Genomic DNA, 18,019 nt, shown 5'->3' with positions numbered 1-18,019 from the left:
CCAACCCCTGTAGTGTTGTTTCCTTCTTACGATAGGGGTGAGTCCTGCTCCCTGCACCCCTGAGATCACGCCACTCCCCCCGTCTTCGCGCCCACCACGACCTCGTCGTGGTGGCCCTGACCGCGTCACGGGCCGTAGGGTCGCCGGTGCCGCCCGTGGGGGAAGTCCGGTCGAAGTCCGGCGCTGACCCGCAACGGTAGGCCGAGCACCCTGCTCGGCGAGCCCGATCACCCGCGGGCGGTGGGAAGTGCTCCACTCCTGCCGTGGTCTGCGGGACGGGTGCGCCGGCCTGCCACGAGCGGGTGCCGGCCGGCCGGTCGCGGCCACCCGTCCGGAAGGCGACCGGTGACCGCCAGCAGCACCCCACCCGCGGCCGAACGCACCCCGCCGCCCACGCCGGCACCAGATCACGCGCCGCCCGCGCCACCGCCCACCCCGCGACGCCTGCCCACCCGGGCCCTCTGCCTCGCCCTCACGGCCGTCCTGGTGGCCTCCGTCGTCTGCGGCGTCGCGCTCGGACCGGTGCGCATCCCCTTCGGGGACGTCCTGCGCTACCTCACGGCCGCCCTCACCGGCGGCGCGGTCGACGCCGCCGAGGCGGGCCCCTACCGGATCGTGTGGGACATCCGCCTGCCGCGCGTCCTGCTCGCCGCCGTCGTCGGCGCTGGCCTGTCCGCGGTCGGCGTGGCCATCCAGGCGCTGGTCCGCAACGCCCTGGCCGACCCGTACGTGCTGGGCGTCTCCTCCGGCGCGAGCGTCGGCGCGACCGCCGTCACCACCACGGGCCTGTTCGCCTCGCTCGGCGTCCACGCCCTGTCGGCGGCCGCGTTCCTGGCCGCCCTCGCCGCGATGGCCCTGGTCTACGCGGTCGCCGGGCGCGACCTCACCCCGTTGCGCCTGGTGCTCACCGGCACGGCCCTGGCCTACGGCTTCTCCGCCGTCGCCATGCTGCTGGTCTTCCGGTCGCCACGCGGTGAGGCGGCACGCGCGGCGATGTTCTGGCTGCTCGGCAGCCTCGGCGGCGTCACCTGGACGTCGCTGCCGATCGCCGCCGCGGTCACCACCGCCGGCATCGCCTACCTGCGCACCCGCGCCAAGCACCTCAACGCGCTGTCCCTGGGCGACGAGACCGCCACCACCCTCGGCCTCGACGTCGCGCGCACCCGCAAGGCGCTGTTCGGCGTCACCGCCGCCATGACGGGCGTGCTGGTCGCGGTCAGCGGCGCGGTCGGGTTCGTCGGGCTCATGCTGCCGCACCTGGTGCGCCTCGCGGTCGGCGCGGACCACCGCAAGGTGCTCGCCGCGGCGCCGTTGGCGGGCGCGTGCTTCCTCGTCTGGGTCGACGTCGCCGCACGCCTGCTCGCCGCGCCCGAGGAGCTGCCGCTGGGCGTCATCACGGCCGCGCTCGGCGTGCCGTGCTTCCTCCTGCTGATGCGCCGCCGCGGCTACGTGTTCGGCGGTCGCTGATGGACGTCCGACTGGAGGGCGTCACGGTCGACGGCATCCTGCGCGGCATCGACCTGCACGCGGGATCCGGCCTGGTCCACGGCGTCGTGGGCCCCAACGGCAGCGGCAAGTCCACCACCCTGCGCTGCGTGTACCGGGCGCTCGCGCCGTCCGGGGGAGTGGTCCGCCTCGGCGGCCGGGACATCACCACCACGAAGGTCCGCGACACCGCCGGGCAGCTCGCCGCGCTCACCCAGGACAGCCACGTCGAGTTCGACTTCACCGTCACCGAGGTCGTCGCGATGGGACGCCTCCCGCACCGCACCACCCCGCGGCACGACGAGCTGGTGGTGGCCGACGCACTGTCCCGAGTGGACGTCGCGCACCTCGCCCACCGGGGCTTCCTCACCCTGTCCGGCGGCGAGCGGCAGCGCGTCCTCATCGCCCGCGCCCTGGCCCAGCAGCCGCGGGTGCTCGTCCTCGACGAACCCACCAACCACCTCGACATCAGCCACCAGCTCGCGGTGCTCGGCCTCGTGCGCGGCCTGGGCGTCACCGTCCTCGCGGTCCTGCACGACCTCAACCTGGCCGCCGCCTACTGCGACCGGCTGCACGTGCTCGACCGCGGCCGGGTCGTGCGCAGCGGCGAACCCGCCGAGGTGCTGACCCCCGAGCTGCTGCACGAGGTCTTCCACGTCCGCGCGCACGTCGTCCGCCACCCCACCAGCGGGGTTCCCCAACTGCTGTTCGAACACGGAGAGGTCGCTCGGTGAAGAGGCTCGTCACGATCGTCGCGGTACTGCTCGTCACGGCCGGCTGCGGCGCGCGGATCGCACCCGCCGCGCCGACGGCCACCGTCACCGTCACCAACTGCGGACGGGAGGTCGCCTACGCGGCACCGTCCCGTGTGGTCACCAACGACACCGGCATCGCGGAACTGGTGTTCGCGCTGGGCCTGGGCGACCGGATGGCCGGGTACGTCATCGGCCCGGCCCACTCCACCGACGTCGCCACCTCGCCGTGGCGGGCGGACTTCGAGCGCGTGCCGCACCTGGGCGAGCAGATCACCAAGGAGCTCGTCCAGGGCGCACGCGCGGACTTCGTGCTCGCCGGCTGGAACTACGGCTTCTCCGAGAGCACCGGCTTCACGCCCGACGCGCTGGCCGACCTGGGCATCGCCACCTACCAGCTCACCGAGGCGTGCCGGAACGGCGTGGGGGAGCGGCGCGGCATCATGCCCCCGCTGGACGCCCTCTACACCGACTTGCGCAACCTCGGCCGGATCTTCGGCGTGGAGGCGAAGGCCGAAGAACTGATCGCCGGTTATCGGGAACAGGTCTCCGAAGCCGGGAAGCTCGCCGAGCCGAACCGCCCGAAGGTGTTCCTCTACGACAGCGGGATCGACCAGCCGTTCACCTCCGGCCGCAACGCCGCGCCGCACGACATCATCGGCAAGGCGGGCGGCGACAACATCTTCGGCGACCTCGACGACAGCTGGACGGCGGTCGGCTGGGAGGCCGTCGTGGACCGCGCGCCGGACGTCGTCCTGATCAACGACTACGCCGACGGCGACGCGACCACACCGGACGAGAAGCGGGCGTTCCTGCAGGCCCACCCGCCGCTGCGGGACGTGCCCGCCATCAGGGACGGCCGGTTCTTCGTGCTGCCCTACGCGGCCTTGGTGGAGGGTCCGCGCAACCCCGCCGCCGTCGAGGCGCTCGCCAGGTTCTTGGCCGGTAGCTGAACCCAGACTGTGGGACAACCCGTCCGTGGCTTGGTATCGGCGGACGGGTTGTGGCACCATCGGAGCGTGGCTCTCCACACCGTGATCATTATTTCCCAGCGCGTCGGGTAGTGCTCCCTCGAAGCACCCGACGCGCCGACCTCTCGCATCCTGCGGGGGGTCTTTTTGTTTTCCTCAGATCCCTAGGAGCCTCTTCGTGACCCCCCTCGGTGATTCGTTCCACGTCTTCGACACGACCCTGCGGGACGGTGCCCAGCGCGAGGGCATCTCCTACTCGGTCAACGACAAGCTGGCCGTCGCCCGCCTGCTCGACTCGCTGGGCGTGGGCTTCATCGAGGGTGGCTGGCCGGGGGCCATGCCGAAGGACACCGAGTTCTTCGCCCGCGCCGCCGAGGGGGAGCTCACGCTCAAGCACGCCCAGCTCGTCGCGTTCGGCTCCACCCGCAAGGCGGGCGTCAAGGTGCACGAGGACGCGCAGGTCAGGGCACTGCTGGAGGCTAGGACGCCGGTCGTGACGCTGGTCGCCAAGTCGGACCGCAGGCACGTCGAGCGGGCACTGCGCACCGACGTCGCGGAGAACTGCGCGATGGTCCGGGACACCGTCGCGTTCCTGGTCGGGGAGGGCCGCCGGGTCTTCCTCGACGCCGAGCACTTCTTCGACGGCTTCGCCTTCGACCCCGACACCGCGCTGCGCGTGCTGGAGTCCGCTGTGGAGGGAGGCGCGGACGTCGTCGTCCTCTGCGACACCAACGGCGGCCAGCTGCCCCTCGGGCTGGCCGAGACCGTCGCCGACGTGGTCGCCCGCACGGGCTTCCGGGTCGGCATCCACTGCCAGGACGACACGTCCTGCGCGGTGGCCAACACCATCGCCGCGGTGCAGGCGGGGGCGACCCACGTCCAGTGCACCGCGAACGGCTACGGCGAGCGGGCGGGCAACGCCGACCTGTTCTCCGTCGTCGGGAACCTCGTGACCAAGCTCGGCCTGCAGGTGCTACCCACCGAGTCGCTGGCCGAGCTCACCCGGGTCTCCCATGCGCTGGCCGAGATCGCGAACATCGCACCCGACACCCACCAGGCCTACGTCGGGTCGTCGGCCTTCGCCCACAAGGCGGGGCTGCACGCGAGCGCGATCAAGGTTGATCCGGAGCTGTACAACCACATCGATCCGGACACCGTCGGCAACGACATGCGGGTGCTGGTCACCGAGATGGCGGGTCGGGCCAGTCTCGAGCTCAAGGGACGTGAGCTCGGGATCGACCTGACCCGCCGGCCGGAAGCGCTCACCAACGTGGTGCGCAAGGTCAAGGAGCTGGAGGCGGGCGGCTGGTCGTTCGAGGCCGCCGACGCCTCCCTGGAGCTGCTCCTCAAGGAGGAGATGTCCGAGCTGGAGACCCCGCCGTTCCGGCTGGAGTCCTACCGCGTGGTGCTGGACCACCACCAGGACGGCACGATCGTGTCCGAGGCCACGGTCAAGGTGCACGTGGCCGGTGAGCGGGTCATCGCCACCGCCGAGGGCAACGGCCCGGTGCACGCGCTGGACGCCGCGTTGCGCAAGGCGCTGCTGCCCCACCTGTCCTGGCTGGACGTGGTGGAGCTGAACGACTACAAGGTCCGCATCCTCCCGGGTTCCCACAACTCGGCCGAGCACGGCACCGACGCCGTCACCCGCGTCCTCGTGGAGTCCAGCGACGGCGAGCGCGAGTGGACCACCGTGGGCGTGCACGGCAACATCGTCGAGGCCAGCTGGCTCGCCCTGTGCGACGCGCTGGTGCACAAGGCGATGCGGGTCACCCCGTCACGAGCGTGAGCCCCTCGGCGGAGAGGATGCGGTTGAGCGGGTAGAAGTAGGACGTGCCGCCGGTCGAGCAGGTGCCGCTGCCACCCAGCGAGTGCCCCTGGGCCTGGCCGCCGGTGAACAGGGGCGCCCACTGGTCGCCCGGCTCGGAGCACACCGACGTCCGCGTCAGCCCGTAGACCACGCCGGACGGGTAGTTCACCGTCACGTTCTTCGCCTGCACGGTGCCGCACCGCACACCGGTGGTGCGGCCCGCCGCGCACACCGGCCCGCCGACCGGCGTCTCGGCCGAGCCGGTGACGGTGCCGCCGCCGACGACGGTGGGCCGCTGGACCCAGGCCGCGGTGTTGGTGATACGGACGATCGCGTAGGTCGGGCGGACCGCCACGATCGGACCGACGTCCACCAGGCCGGGCCCGCGGACGACGGTGCCGACGGTCCCGCAGGACGGTGACACGATCAGGTGCCCGCGCACGTTGAAGCCGTTCGAGCAACGCGCGCCGCTCGCCGTGGAGAGGGGGGTGCCGGCCTCCAGCGGGGTCGCCGCGGCGGCTAAGCCGGCCGTTCCAGGAGTCGCGCCGGCGGGGACGGCCGTCGCGACGAGCAGGGTGAGCAGGAGCAGCAGGGTTCGCATCCCCCCGACGCTAGGGACGCACGGTGCCGATTCAAGCCGCCGGTTAGGGTGATCTCCGTGCGCATCGCCCGTATCGCCCAACCCGACGGCCTGGCCTTCGCCGCGATCGAAGGCGAGGGTGACGACCTGACCGCCGTCGAGATCGCCGACGACCCCTTCGCCAACCCGACCTTCACCGGTCGCCGCCGACCGCTGGCCGACGTCCGCCTGCTGGCGCCGTTCCTGCCGCCCAAGATCGTGGCCATCGGCCGCAACTACGCCGAGCACGCCGCCGAGCTGGGCAACGAGGTCCCCGAGAACCCGTTGATGTTCCTGAAGCCGAACACCGCGGTGATCGGCCCGAACGCGGACATCAAGCTGCCCGCGGCGTCCGAGCGGGTCGACTTCGAGGGAGAGCTGGCCGTGGTCATCGGCGTCGGAGGCCGGGACATCCCCGCCGCCCGCGCCCACCAGTCGATCCTCGGCTACACGATCGCCAACGACGTCACCGCCCGCGACCTGCAGAAGGTCGACGGGCAGTGGACGCGGGCCAAGGGCTTCGACACGTTCTGCCCGCTGGGCCCGTGGGTGGAGACCGAGTTCGACCCGTCCGACGTGGCCATCCGCACCGAGGTGGACGGCGTGGTCAAGCAGGACGCGCGGACCTCCCAGCTGCTGCACGGCATCCCCGAGCTGATCGAGTACATCTCGGCGGTGATGACGCTGCGCCCGCTCGACGTCATCCTGACCGGCACCCCCGCCGGCGTCGGGCCGCTCACCGCCGGGCAGACCGTCTCGGTGACCGTGGAGGGCCTGGGCACGCTGACCAACACGGTCACCACCCGCTGAGGCGTCAGGTCCGCTCGATGCTCTCGGGCGCGCGCCGGGCGAACTCCGGCGCGTGCTCGGGCAGCGGCCCGATCGCCACCAGGTAACCCGGCACCACCCGCAACCACGGGAACCGCCGCACCAGCCGGATCGGGGCCGGCACGCGGCCCTGCGCGATCCGGGACGTGCCGGCCAGCGTGGGCTTGAGGAACGTGTCCTGGACGCGCCGCTGGAGCGCCTGCGTCACCGCGGTCGGGAACCACCGCCGGCGCCGCACCTTCGCCAGCACCTTCGGGGTCAGCGAACCCCGCCGCAGCGGTCCGGCCACGTACCGCGCGGCGGCCACCGCGTCCTGCACGGCCAGGTTGATGCCCACACCGCCGATGGGCGACATCGCGTGGGCGGCGTCACCGATGCACAGCAGCCCGTCGCGGTGCCAGCGCCGCAACCGGTCGAGCTTCACGTCCAGCAGCTTCACGTCGTCCAGCGACCCGATCGCGCCGATCCGCTCCTCCAGCCACGGCACGAGCCCCACCATCCGCTGCCGGAACGCCTCCACGCCCTCGGCCCGCAGCGCCGCGTCGGCGCCCTTGCGGATCAGGTAGGCGCACTGGAAGTAGTCGCCCCGGTTGATCAGCACCAGCCCGTGCCCGCGGGAGAACCGGCCGGTCGCGCCGTCGAGCTCCTCGCGGTTGCGCGGCAGCCGGAACCACCACACGTCCATCGGAGCGCCGAACGAGCGCACCGGCAGCCCGGCCTGGTCGCGCACCAGCGAGTTCCGCCCGTCCGCCGCGATGACGAGGTCCGCCGCCAGCTCCCCGGTCCCGCCGTCGGCCGTGCGGTAGCGCACGCCGGTGACCTTCGCGCCCGCCGTGACCAGGCCGGTGACCTCGGTGTCCATCCGCAGCCGGAACGTCGGCTCGCGCCTGCCCGCGTCGGCCAGCAGGTCCAGGAAGTCCCACTGCGGCACGAACGCGATGTGCTGGTGCGCTCCGGGCAGCCGCTTGAGGTCGGCCACCGTCTCCGGCCCGCTGTCCAGCAGGACCTGCACCCGGTCGACGAGCTGGTGCGGCACCCGGGCGAACGACGGCCCGAGACCCAGTTCGTCCAGCAGCGTCAACGTCGACGCGTGCACCGTGTCGCCCCGGAAGTCGCGCAGGAAGTCGCCGTGCTTCTCCAGCACGGTGACCTCGACACCGGCCCTGGCCAGCACCAACCCGGCCACCATGCCCGCCGGGCCGCCCCCGACGACCACGACCCCAGTCCTGTCCATCCTGACCCTCCACTTTTCAACACCGGTTGAATAAGTCCAGGATGCTCTCGAGCGGGCACCCGGTCAAGCCGGATACGCTGAACGGGTCATGAGCGCAGCAGCGACCACCCCCGGCGTCCGCGTCCGCTTCAGCCCGTCGCCGACGGGCACGCCCCACGTCGGCCTCATCCGCACCGCCCTCTTCAACTGGGCTTATGCCCGCCACACCGGCGGCGCGGTGGTGTTCCGGATCGAGGACACCGACGCGGCGCGCGACTCCGAGGAGTCGTACCTCTCGCTGCTGGAGGCGATGCGGTGGCTCGGCCTCGACTGGGACGAGGGCCCCGAGGTCGGCGGGCCGCACGCGCCGTACCGGCAGAGTCGACGCGGCCACCTCTACGCCGACATCGCCGCCCGCCTGTTCGAGGCGGGCGAGCTGTACGAGTCGTTCTCCACCGCCGAGGAGGTGGAGGCCCGCCGCAGGGCCGCCGGGCAGGACCCCAAGCTCGGCTACGACGGGTACGACCGCGACCTCACCGCGGAGCAGCGGGCCGCGTTCCGCGCCGAGGGCCGTGAACCGGTGCTGCGCCTCAAGATGCCCGACGAGGACATCACGTGGGTCGACCTGGTCCGCGGCGAGATCACGTTCAAGGCCGGCAGCACGCCCGACCCGGTGCTCGTGCGCGCCAACGGCGACCCGCTCTACCCCTTCGTGAACCCGGTCGACGACGCCCTCATGGGCATCACGCACGTGCTGCGCGGTGAGGACCTGCTCCCGTCCACGCCCCGCCAGATCGCGCTGTACCGGGCGTTGACGCGGATCGGCGTCACGACGTCCACGCCGCGGTTCGGGCACCTGCCGTACGTCGTGGGGGAGGGCAACAAGAAGCTCTCCAAGCGCGACCCGCAGTCGAACCTGTTCCTGTACCGCGACCGCGGTTTCGTGCCCGAGGGCCTGCTGAACTACCTGGCGCTGCTGGGCTGGTCCATCGCGGACGACCGCGACGTCTTCTCGGTCGAGGAGCTGGTCGCGGCGTTCGAGCTGGAGAAGGTCAGCGCCAACCCGGCCCGGTTCGACCTGAAGAAGGCCGAGGCGATCAACGCCACCCACCTGCGGGCGCTGCCGGTCGGGGAGTTCATCACCCGCGTGCTGCCGCACCTGGTCAAGGACGGCGTGCTGCCGCCCGAGCCGAGCCCGGAGCAGCTGGCCGTGCTGACCGGCGTGGCGCCGCTGGTCCAGGAGCGGCTGGTGGTGCTGTCCGAGGCGTCCGGGATGGTGCGGTTCCTGTTCGTCGCGGAGCCCGACTTCGCGCCCGAGGCGGACGCCGCCGCGACGGTGCTCGACGAGGGCGCCCGGCCGGTGCTGCAGGCGGCCGTCGACGCGCTGGAAGCGCTCCCGGAGTGGACCGCGGCCGGGATCGAGGAGGCCCTGAGGTCGTCCCTTGTGGACGGGATGGGCCTCAAGCCGCGCAAGGCGTACGCCCCGGTGCGGGTCGCCGTGACGGGCCGTACCGTCTCGCCGCCACTCTATGAATCCATGGAACTACTGGGTCGGAGTCGCTCGATCGGGCGATTGCGCCGGGCGCTCGGGGCAATCTGACTGCTGCGTTCGGTCGGTTCAGGGGTGCTTGATCGTGCAAGCATCGCCAGATATCACCTCTCTGGTCGAGTCGGACGAGGGGTGACCGCACCTAGCCTCACGGGGTGACAACCGCAGCCCCGACCTTCACCCCTCGGAGAACCGGCGAGATCCGGGCCGTGTGCCTCGACGTCGACGACACCCTCGTCGACTACAGCACCTCGTCCCGGGCCGCCCTGGCCGCGATGGTCGGCAACGCCGACGCCTGGCCGCTGTGGCAGCGCATCACGGACGAGCACTGCGAGCGGCTCCTCGCCGGCGAGCTCGAGTACGAGACGATGCGCAACATCCGCACCCGCGCCTTCTTCGCGGCCCTCGGCGAGGAGCTGGACCAAGACGAGGCGACCCGCCGGGAACTGCGCCGGCAGGAGGTCCTCGCGGCCGGCTGGCGGCTGTTCCCGGACGTCGTGCCGTGCCTGGAGTGGCTGCGGGCCACCGGTCTGCCCATGGCCGCCGTGAGCAACGCCTCAGGGCGGCACCAGCGGGTGAAGATCGCCTCGCTGGGGCTCTCCCAGTACTTCGACACCGTGCTCATCGCCGGCGAGGTCGGCGCGGCCAAGCCGGACCGGGTGATCTTCGACACCGCGTGCGCCGACCTGGGCGTCAACCTGGGCGACACGGTGCACATCGGTGACCGCCTGCACGCCGACGCCATCGGCGCCCGGGACGCGGGCATGAAGGGCGTGTGGCTGAACCGCCAGGGCCCGCGCGAGGGTGCCCTGCCCGCGGGCATCGCCGCCATCACCAGCCTCGCTGAGCTGCCGGAACTCCTCGTCTGCGAGCTGTCGGCCGCCTCCGCGTGACCCCGATTTCCGTTCCGCCGGGCACGTGGTCTAGTATTCCTCCCGGCGGAACGGACAGCGCCCTCCAGCAGGACCGAGAGGGAGCCGGACCCGGGAAACCAATGGGGTATGGTGTAATTGGCAGCACGACTGATTCTGGTTCAGTTAGTCTAGGTTCGAGTCCTGGTACCCCAGCTGCAAGGTAGATAACCGAGTGTGGTAAGCTACCGGCACCGCAGGACAGCAAGACAAAGTAAATACGAAAGTTCCTGGCCCCGTCGTCTAGCGGCCTAGGACGCCGCCCTCTCAAGGCGGTAGCGTGGGTTCGAATCCCATCGGGGCTACAGATCAGGGAGATCCCTGTTTCGCTGACGCGAAACGGGGATCTTTCGCATTGACACCGGGGGCGCGGCCCCCGGACCCCGCGCAGGAGGGCTTCGGCCCCTGCACCCCCGGCCGACTCCGTGGGCGTTCGGTGGGTGGTGCCCGTCGCCGGTGGAGCAGGCGGGATGGTTCGTGCACGTCACTGGCGAGCAGCGGCGGTGGATTTCCGTACGTGTGCCGGGTGGTTCGTGCACGTCAGTGGGCGAGGCCGTGGCTGGGTTGGTCGTGGGAGGCGCTGGGTGGGTCCGCACCGGGTGTGTGTGGTGCGGACCCACCCGGGGGCCTACAGGCGTGACTGGAGGGCTTCCGCGGCGGCCAGGAGGTCCGCGGCCCAGCGGGCGCCCGGACGGCGGCCCATGCGGTCGATGGGGCCCGAAACGGAGACCGCCGCCACCACCGAGCCCGTGCTGTCCCTAACCGGCGCGGAAACGGAAGCTACACCCGGTTCCCGTTCCGCCACGGATTGCGCCCAGCCCCGGCGGCGCACTTCCAACAATGTGCGCTCGCCGTAAACGGCGTCGGCCAGAACGGATCGTTGAGTTCCCGGATCGGCCCACGCGGCCAATACCTTGGCGCCCGAGCCGGCGGTCATCGGCAATCGCGCGCCGATCGGCACGGTGTCGCGCAAACCACTCGGCGGTTCCGCGGAGGACACGCAGATGCGCTGCATCCCGTCGCGCCGGTACAACTGGACGCTCTCTCCTGTGATGTCGCGCAACCTCGGCAGCACCGAGGACGCCGCGTCGAGCAACGGGTCGGTCGCACCTCCCGCCAACTCCGCCAGCGCCGCGCCGGGGCGCCACCGGCCGTCGGAACCCCGTCGCAGCAACCGGTGCACCTCGAGCCCGACCGCCAACCGGTGCGCGGTAGCCCTCGGCAAGCCCGTCCGGTTGCACAACTCGGCGAGCCCACACGGATCCTTTGCGACGGCGTTCAAGACAGCCACTGCCTTGTCCAACACGCCGATCCCGCTATGCTGTCCCACAAGCCGATACTAACTTCCCACTGTCTGGGAAGTCCAGATCTATCGACTGTCCAGATCTTGGGAGAGTTGCGATGAGCCGCACGCTCGCGGAGAAGGTGTGGGAAGCACACGTCGTGCGCCACGGCAGTGGCGCGGAGCCGGACCTGCTCTACATCGACCTGCACCTGCTGCACGAAGTGACCAGCCCGCAGGCGTTCGACGGCCTGCGGCTCGCAGGTCGGCAGCTCCGCCGACCGGACCTGACGATCGCCACCGAGGACCACAACGTCCCGACGATCGACATCGAGCTCCCCATCGCCGACCCGGTGTCGCGCACGCAGGTCGAGACGCTGCGCAAGAACTGCGCGGAGTTCGGCGTGCGGCTGCACCCGATGGGCGACGCGGAGCAGGGCATCGTGCACGTCGTGGGCCCGCAGCTGGGCCTGACGCAGCCCGGCATGACCGTCGTCTGCGGTGACAGCCACACGTCCACGCACGGCGCGTTCGGCGCGCTGGCGTTCGGCATCGGCACGTCCGAGGTGGAGCACGTGATGGCCACCCAGACGCTGCCGCTGCGCCCGTTCAAGACGATGGCCATCACGGTCGACGGCGAGCTCAAGCCCGGTGTCACGGCGAAGGACGTCATCCTCGCGGTGATCGCGAAGATCGGCACCGGCGGCGGCCAGGGCTACGTCCTGGAGTACCGGGGCAGCGCGATCGAGGCGCTGTCGATGGAAGCCCGCATGACCGTGTGCAACATGTCGATCGAGGCAGGCGCCCGCGCGGGGATGATCGCGCCCGACCAGACCACGTTCGACTACATCAAGGGCCGTCCGCACGCGCCGTCGGGCGCGGACTGGGACGCGGCCGTCGAGTACTGGAAGACCCTGCGCACCGACGACGACGCCGAGTTCGACGCCGAGGTCCGCCTCGACGCCGACGAGCTGACGCCGTTCGTCACCTGGGGCACCAACCCCGGCCAGGGCCTGCCGCTGGCCGCGTCCGTGCCCGACCCCGAGGCCATCGTCGACGAGAACGAGCGCGTGGCCGCGGAGAAGGCGCTGACCTACATGGGTCTGGAGCCGGGCACCCCGCTGCGCGACATCCACGTCGACACGGTGTTCCTCGGCTCGTGCACCAACGGCCGCATCGAGGACCTGCGCGCCGCGGCCGACGTCCTGCGCGGCCACAAGGTCGCGGACGGCGTCCGGATGCTCGTCGTGCCCGGGTCGATGCGGGTGCGCGCGCAGGCCGAGTCCGAGGGGCTGCACGAGGTGTTCCTGGAGGCCGGCGCCGAGTGGCGCCAGGCCGGCTGCTCGATGTGCCTGGGCATGAACCCGGACCAGCTCAAGCCGGGCGAGCGCAGCGCGTCGACCTCCAACCGAAACTTCGAGGGCAGGCAGGGCAAGGGTGGCCGCACCCACCTGGTTTCGCCACTCGTGGCCGCCGCCACCGCCGTGCGGGGCACGCTGTCGTCGCCCGCCGACCTGGTCTGAGGGAGTTCTTCGAACATGGAAGCGTTCACCACGCACACCGGGGTCGGCGTTCCGCTGCGCAGGTCCAACGTGGACACCGACCAGATCATCCCGGCCGTCTACCTCAAGCGCGTGACCCGCACGGGCTTCGAGGACGGCCTGTTCGCCGCCTGGCGCGGCGACGAGCAGTTCGTGCTCAACCAGGAGCCGTTCCGGGCCGGCAGCGTGCTGGTCGCCGGACCCGATTTCGGCACCGGCTCGTCCCGCGAGCACGCCGTCTGGGCGCTCATGGATTACGGCTTCCGGGTGGTCATCTCGTCCCGGTTCGCCGACATCTTCCGGGGCAACGCGGGCAAGCAGGGCCTCGTGGCCGCCCAGTGCGAGCAGTCCGATGTCGAATTGCTGTGGAAGCTGCTGGAGAACGAGCCCGGCACCGAGGTCACCGTCGACCTGACGAAGAACACGGTTGTGGCGAAGGACTTCACCGCGCCCTTCAGCGTCGACGAGTACACCCGCTGGCGGCTGCTGGAGGGTTTGGACGACATCGCCCTCACCCTTCGGCACGCCGATGACATCACCGAGTTCGAGCAGCGCAGGCAGGGTTGGTTGCCCACCACCGAACCACTGGCCTCCAGCTGACCCCGAAGGGGCCGGATTCCCCTCCGAACAGCGGGAATCCGGCCTCCGGGGCCGCTCAGACGTCCCTCGACAGGTCGTAATTGCCCACGCCACAACGGAAAATCTGGCGTGGCGATTGGTATTTCCTTGCATATGGGCTTACCGTGGGCAATCAGTCGGCCCGACTAAGGGCCGTGAGCGTCCTGGGAGGGACTGAAGGTGAACAAGGCCCAGCTCATCGAGGCGCTCGCCGAGCGCCTCGGCGACAAGAAGAACGCCGCTGCCGCTGTTGATGGCATCGTCGACGTCATCGTCCGCAGCGTCCACAAGGGCGAGAAGGTCAACATCACCGGCTTCGGTGTCTTCGAGAAGCGTGCCCGTGCGGCCCGCACCGCTCGCAACCCGCGCACCGGTGAGACCGTGAAGGTCAAGAAGACCAACGTGCCCGCGTTCCGCGCCGGCTCGACGTTCAAGGACGTCATCAGCGGCACGAAGAAGCTGCCGCGCGTCACGGCGGCCAAGCCCGCTGCTGCCGCCGCGGCGGCGGCCAAGCCGGCGGCCGGGACGAAGGCGCCGGCGACCCGCAGCACCACCGCGCGTACCACCACTGCGCGCGCGACGCGCAGCACCGGTACCGCCACGCGTGCCGCTGCGGCAGCCACCAAGGCACCGGCGACCCGCCGGACCGCCGCGGCTGCGAAGCCCGCCGCCACCGCCACCAAGGCCGCGCCTGCGAAGAGCACCGCGACCAAGGCCACCGCCGCGAAGACGACGGCGGCCAAGGCGACGACGACCGCGGCGAAGCCCGCGGCGGCCAAGAAGGCGCCCGCAGCGAAGGCGTCGACGGCGAAGGCCACCACGGCCGCAGCCGCCAAGCCCGCGGCCAAGAAGGCCCCGGCCAAGAAGAAGTGAAGCCCGGCCGGGTGATCACCGGCCAGGCACGCAGGACACGCTCAGGGCCCGGTGCGGACGCGCACCGGGCCCTAAGCGCGCACCCACCCCCTCGCACCCCGCGCGTGTCCAACCTTCACGTCACGCGTGTCCTACCTCCAGGACGCGAGAGTCCTACGTTCAGGACGCGAGAGTCCTACGCTCAGAGCACGTGAGTTGAACGCTCGGAACGCGATTCGGCACTTTCGGCGTAGCGGTGGGGGACTCACCGTGCCCGACCGGGCCCCGGGCGTGACCCGACCGGCCGAGCGGGGTGCCCGACTGGCCGAGCGGCGTCACGTCGTGGGCGCGGGCAACGCGGTGGGGAAGTAGTGGGCCGAGACCAGGCGCGGCCACGAGGTGTGCGAGTCCGAAGTAGACCATCCGGGCTCCGGGCGGCGGAACGCCAGCAGCCACGTGCTGCCCTTCTTGCACGGCGTGCCGTCCAGCGCCACACCGCCCAGGTCGGCCAGGGTGGACACGACGTCCGGAATCACCCCGCCCTGGCTGCACACGACCACCGTCCCGGGGCCGTCCGCGATCTCCAGCAGCCGCACCAGCCCGGCCTCCCGGTCCGGCCAGTAGCCCTCCTCGGTCAGGCGCGGCTCCAGCAGCACGCCCACGCCGAGGTCCTCCGCCACGCCCTGAACGGTCTCCACGCAGCGCACGCGCGGCGCGGCGTGGACCCGCACCGGCCCCCACAGCGGCAGCATCGACCGCACCCCACCGGCCTGCCGCCACCCCGCCGAGCTCAACGGCCGCAGGTCGTCGTCACCCGGCCAGTTCTCCCGCTTGCCCGCCTTCGCGTGCCGCACCAGCAGCACGGTCGCCAGGTCCGACGGCTCCGCCGCGAACGCCGCCAGCACCGAGCGGTCGTTGTCCGACGTCACCAGCGCGGACGCCTCGTCGACCGGCACCCACCGCAGCTCGTCGACCTCGTCGTTCGGCTCGAACGCCCCCGACACCGCCTCGGCGCTGAAGTAGTCCACGACCTTCGGCTTGCCGAAAGCGCGGTACGACACCTGGCACAGGTACCGCCCCAGCACGGCCCGGAACCCGGTCTCCTCCAGCACCTCGCGCACCGCCGCGGCGGGCACGGTCTCACCGGCGTCCAACTTGCCCTTCGGCAGGGACCAGTCGTCATAACGCGGGCGGTGCACGACCGCCACGGAACCCTCGCGCCACAGCACGGCGCCGGCTGCCCGGATCACCGCGTCACCCGATCGCGCGGTGGTTGCGCAACAACTCGGTGTGGTGGTCGCGCACGCTCGAACCGTCCGCCGGCGACGGCTCCCACTCCCCGTCCGGTTGCAGCACCCAGCACCGCGTGGTCGGCTCCAACGCCGAGTCCATCATCGCGTCCAGCTGCGCGGTGAGCTTCGGATCGGTCACCCGGACCTGCACCTCCACCCGCCGGTCCAGGTTGCGGTGCATCATGTCGGCGCTGCCGATCCAGTGCTCGCCGCCGCCGACGAAGTGGAACACCCGCGAGTGCTCCAGGAACCGGCCGAGGATGGACCGGACGTGGATGTTCTCCGACAACCCCTTGATGCCCGGCTTCAACGCGCACACCCCGCGCACCACCACGTCCACCCGCACACCCGCCTGCGACGCCCGGTACAGCGAGTCGATGACCTGCTCGTCCACCAGCGAGTTCACCTTGATGCGCACACCGGCGGGCGAACCGGCCCGCGCGTGCTCGATCTCCCGCTCGATGCGCTCCACGATCCCGCGCCGCACGCCGTACGGGGCGACCAGCAGGCTGCGGTAGTGGTCCTGCCGGGCGTACCCGGTGAGCACGTTGAACAGGTCGGTGAGGTCCGCGCCGATGGTCGGCTCGGCGGTGAAGATGCCGATGTCCTCGTACAGCCGGGCGGTCTTCGGGTTGTAGTTGCCGGTGCCGATGTGGCAGTACCGCTGGATCCGCGACCCCTCCTGCCGCACCACCAACGCGGTCTTGCAGTGCGTCTTGAGCCCCATCAGGCCGTACACGACGTGCACGCCCGCCTTCTCCAGCGCCCGCGCCCACTTGATGTTCGCCTGCTCGTCGAACCGCGCCTTGATCTCCACCAGGGCCACGACCTGCTTGCCCGCCTCGGCCGCGTCGATCAGCGCGTCCACGATCGGGGAGTCGCCCGAGGTGCGGTACAGCGTCTGCTTGATGGCCAGCACCCGCGGGTCGGCCGCTGCCTGCTCGATGAACCGCTGCACGGACGTGGAGAACGAGTCGTACGGGTGGTGCACCAGCACGTCGCCCTCGCGCAGGGTGGCGAAGATGCTCTTCGGCGTCTCCCGCTCACCGAACGCCGAGTGCGTGGCGGGCACGAACGGCGCGTCCTTGAGCTGCTTGCGGTCCACGCTGTAGAGCTGCCACAGGCACGACAGGTCCAGCAGGCCGGGCACCTGGACGACGTCGTGCGGGTCGACCTCCAGCTCGCGCAGCAGCCGTTCCAGCATGTGCTCGGTCATGTCGTCGGCGATCTCCAGCCGCACCGGCGGCCCGAACCGGCGTCGCGCCAGCTCCCGCTCCAACGACTTGAGCAGATCCTCGTCCTGGTCCTCCTCGACCTCCAGGTCGGCGTTGCGGGTCACCCGGAACGCGTGGCACTCGATGACCTGCATGCCCGCGAACAGCTCGCCCAGGTGCGCCGCGATCAGCTCCTCCAACGGCAGGAACGTCGCCGTCGGGCTGGTCCGGTCGCTCTCCACGCGCACCAGGCGCGGCACGTTGTCCGGCACCTTGATGCGCGCGAACCGCTCCGCGCCGCCCTCCGGGTCGCGGACCGTGATCGCGAGGTTCAGCGACAGGCCGGAGATGTAGGGGAACGGGTGCGCGGCGTCCACGGCCAGCGGCGTGAGCACCGGGAACACCTGGTCGGTGAAGTAGTTCGACAGCCGCAGCCGCTCGAAGTCGGTCAGCTGCGCCCAGTTCACGATGCTGATCGAGTGCTTCTCCAGCTCCGGCTGGACGTGGTCGAGGAACGCCCTGGCGTGCTGCTCGACCAGCTCCTGCGTCCGCTTGGAGATGCTGGACAGCTGCTCGCGCGGCGTGAGGCCGTCCGCGCTGCGCACCGACAGGCCCGTCTCGTCGCGGCGCTTCAGGCCGGCGACCCGCACCATGTAGAACTCGTCCAGGTTCGACGCGAAGATGGCCAGGAACTTCGCCCGCTCCAGCAGCGGCTGGGAGGCGTCCTCGGCCAGCGCGAGCACCCTGGCGTTGAAGTCCAACCAGGACAGCTCCCGGTTGAAGTACCGGTCGTCGGGCAGGTCTGCCTGCGCCTCGACGGCCGTGACGGCCGGTGGTGAGCCCGGGAACGACCGGGCCGTCGCCTCGGCCGACTGCTGCGCCGCCGACGTACCCGCCCGCGTGCCGCTGCCCCTGCGGGCGGCCGGGCGCGGACGGCGACGGGGGGTGGTGCTCGCAGCGGGGGTGACCCGCGGCGTCCTCGTCCGTCGCTTCGGCGCGGGCTGCTCGGGAGTGTTGTCCGTGCTCACGCTCAGCATTGTTCCCCAGAACGGGCGGCTCCGCGCCGATCGGAGCCGACGAGC

General features: G+C 71.4%; 15 protein-coding genes, 2 tRNA genes and 1 riboswitch. Of the genes, 12 read left to right on the top strand and 5 right to left on the bottom strand.

Annotation, left to right across the window (positions count from 1 at the left end; genetic code table 11):
* Positions 1-127 precede the first annotated feature (127 nt).
* Positions 128-254, top strand: a riboswitch (cobalamin riboswitch).
* A 190-nt stretch (positions 255-444) separates the two neighbouring features.
* The 4 genes from AB0G02_RS03465 to cimA all read left to right on the top strand — a co-directional run bounded on the left by AB0G02_RS03465 (position 445) and on the right by cimA (position 4,997).
* Positions 445-1,467: an iron ABC transporter permease gene (locus tag AB0G02_RS03465; protein ID WP_360788681.1), complete on the top strand. Its 1,023-nt coding sequence runs from the start codon at positions 445-447 to the stop codon at positions 1,465-1,467.
* The gene (locus AB0G02_RS03460; RefSeq protein ID WP_360788671.1) at positions 1,467-2,219 is read left to right on the top strand and encodes an ABC transporter ATP-binding protein; all 753 of its coding nucleotides are present in this window, start codon (positions 1,467-1,469) and stop codon (positions 2,217-2,219) included. Before AB0G02_RS03465 ends, AB0G02_RS03460 begins: the two co-directional genes overlap by 1 nt.
* On the top strand, positions 2,216-3,190 hold the full coding sequence (locus AB0G02_RS03455; RefSeq protein WP_360788668.1) for an ABC transporter substrate-binding protein: 975 nt from the start codon (positions 2,216-2,218) through the stop codon (positions 3,188-3,190). Before AB0G02_RS03460 ends, AB0G02_RS03455 begins: the two co-directional genes overlap by 4 nt.
* 196 nt (positions 3,191-3,386) lie before the next feature.
* Entirely contained in the window at positions 3,387-4,997 is a 1,611-nt protein-coding gene (cimA, locus tag AB0G02_RS03450; protein WP_360788665.1) for a citramalate synthase, read from the top strand.
* Here the strand turns inward: cimA and AB0G02_RS03445 are convergent.
* On the bottom strand, positions 4,978-5,619 hold the full coding sequence (locus AB0G02_RS03445; protein ID WP_360788662.1) for a S1 family peptidase: 642 nt from the start codon (positions 5,617-5,619) through the stop codon (positions 4,978-4,980). The genes cimA and AB0G02_RS03445 overlap by 20 nt on opposite strands.
* A gap of 57 nt (positions 5,620-5,676) precedes the next feature.
* On the opposite strand from AB0G02_RS03445, the gene AB0G02_RS03440 reads away from it, so the two are divergent.
* Entirely contained in the window at positions 5,677-6,447 is a 771-nt protein-coding gene (locus tag AB0G02_RS03440; protein WP_360788659.1) for a fumarylacetoacetate hydrolase family protein, read from the top strand.
* Positions 6,448-6,451: 4 nt separating this feature from the next.
* Here the strand turns inward: AB0G02_RS03440 and AB0G02_RS03435 are convergent, their stop codons facing one another.
* Positions 6,452-7,699: an FAD-dependent oxidoreductase gene (locus AB0G02_RS03435; RefSeq protein WP_360788656.1), complete on the bottom strand. Its 1,248-nt coding sequence runs from the start codon at positions 7,697-7,699 to the stop codon at positions 6,452-6,454.
* A gap of 88 nt (positions 7,700-7,787) precedes the next feature.
* Here AB0G02_RS03435 and gltX point away from each other — a divergent pair, with 88 nt between their 5' ends.
* The 4 genes from gltX to AB0G02_RS03415 all read left to right on the top strand — a co-directional run bounded on the left by gltX (position 7,788) and on the right by AB0G02_RS03415 (position 10,443).
* Complete coding sequence (gene gltX / locus AB0G02_RS03430; protein WP_360788653.1) at positions 7,788-9,278, top strand: glutamate--tRNA ligase; 1,491 nt, start codon at positions 7,788-7,790, stop codon at positions 9,276-9,278.
* A 104-nt stretch (positions 9,279-9,382) separates the two neighbouring features.
* Positions 9,383-10,120, top strand: coding sequence for an HAD family hydrolase (locus tag AB0G02_RS03425; protein WP_360788651.1), 738 nt, complete (start codon positions 9,383-9,385; stop codon positions 10,118-10,120).
* 102 nt (positions 10,121-10,222) lie between these two features.
* Positions 10,223-10,294: transfer RNA gene (locus AB0G02_RS03420), tRNA-Gln, on the top strand.
* Positions 10,295-10,370: 76 nt separating this feature from the next.
* Positions 10,371-10,443: transfer RNA gene (locus AB0G02_RS03415), tRNA-Glu, on the top strand.
* Between the two features lie 323 nt (positions 10,444-10,766).
* Here the strand turns inward: AB0G02_RS03415 and AB0G02_RS03410 are convergent.
* The gene (locus AB0G02_RS03410; protein WP_053723084.1) at positions 10,767-11,468 is read right to left on the bottom strand and encodes an IclR family transcriptional regulator; all 702 of its coding nucleotides are present in this window, start codon (positions 11,466-11,468) and stop codon (positions 10,767-10,769) included.
* 71 nt (positions 11,469-11,539) lie between these two features.
* On the opposite strand from AB0G02_RS03410, the gene leuC reads away from it, so the two are divergent.
* The 3 genes from leuC to AB0G02_RS03395 all read left to right on the top strand — a co-directional run bounded on the left by leuC (position 11,540) and on the right by AB0G02_RS03395 (position 14,452).
* On the top strand, positions 11,540-12,943 hold the full coding sequence (leuC, locus tag AB0G02_RS03405) for a 3-isopropylmalate dehydratase large subunit (RefSeq protein ID WP_360788647.1): 1,404 nt from the start codon (positions 11,540-11,542) through the stop codon (positions 12,941-12,943).
* Between the two features lie 15 nt (positions 12,944-12,958).
* A complete protein-coding gene (gene leuD, locus AB0G02_RS03400) occupies positions 12,959-13,561 on the top strand; it encodes a 3-isopropylmalate dehydratase small subunit (RefSeq protein WP_360788644.1) in 603 nt (200 codons plus the stop codon).
* 198 nt (positions 13,562-13,759) lie between these two features.
* On the top strand, positions 13,760-14,452 hold the full coding sequence (locus AB0G02_RS03395; RefSeq protein WP_360788641.1) for an HU family DNA-binding protein: 693 nt from the start codon (positions 13,760-13,762) through the stop codon (positions 14,450-14,452).
* A 314-nt stretch (positions 14,453-14,766) separates the two neighbouring features.
* Here the strand turns inward: AB0G02_RS03395 and AB0G02_RS03390 are convergent, their stop codons facing one another.
* Together AB0G02_RS03390 and AB0G02_RS03385 are read right to left on the bottom strand one after the other, a co-directional pair.
* Positions 14,767-15,678: an NUDIX hydrolase gene (locus tag AB0G02_RS03390; protein WP_360788679.1), complete on the bottom strand. Its 912-nt coding sequence runs from the start codon at positions 15,676-15,678 to the stop codon at positions 14,767-14,769.
* Between the two features lie 7 nt (positions 15,679-15,685).
* Positions 15,686-17,974 carry an RNA degradosome polyphosphate kinase gene (locus AB0G02_RS03385; RefSeq protein ID WP_360788639.1) on the bottom strand — a complete coding sequence of 763 codons (2,289 nt, stop codon included), beginning with the start codon at positions 17,972-17,974 and terminating at the stop codon, positions 15,686-15,688.
* Positions 17,975-18,019: the final 45 nt, after the last annotated feature.

The sequence above is a fragment of the Actinosynnema sp. NPDC023658 genome (assembly GCF_040639995.1).
GTDB lineage: Bacteria > Actinomycetota > Actinomycetes > Mycobacteriales > Pseudonocardiaceae > Actinosynnema.
Note: the sequence above shows the minus strand (reverse complement) of the source record. Positions and strands in the feature narration are given on the sequence as shown.

Coding starts and splice junctions, on each gene's coding strand:
- gltX (WP_360788653.1), top strand. CDS start 7,788: ATGAGCGCAGCAGCGACCACCCCCGGCGTCCGCGTCCGCTTCAGCCCG.
- AB0G02_RS03460 (WP_360788671.1), top strand. CDS start 1,467: ATGGACGTCCGACTGGAGGGCGTCACGGTCGACGGCATCCTGCGCGGC.
- AB0G02_RS03435 (WP_360788656.1), bottom strand. CDS start 7,699: ATGGACAGGACTGGGGTCGTGGTCGTCGGGGGCGGCCCGGCGGGCATG.
- AB0G02_RS03385 (WP_360788639.1), bottom strand. CDS start 17,974: ATGCTGAGCGTGAGCACGGACAACACTCCCGAGCAGCCCGCGCCGAAG.
- leuD (WP_360788644.1), top strand. CDS start 12,959: ATGGAAGCGTTCACCACGCACACCGGGGTCGGCGTTCCGCTGCGCAGG.
- leuC (WP_360788647.1), top strand. CDS start 11,540: ATGAGCCGCACGCTCGCGGAGAAGGTGTGGGAAGCACACGTCGTGCGC.
- AB0G02_RS03445 (WP_360788662.1), bottom strand. CDS start 5,619: ATGCGAACCCTGCTGCTCCTGCTCACCCTGCTCGTCGCGACGGCCGTC.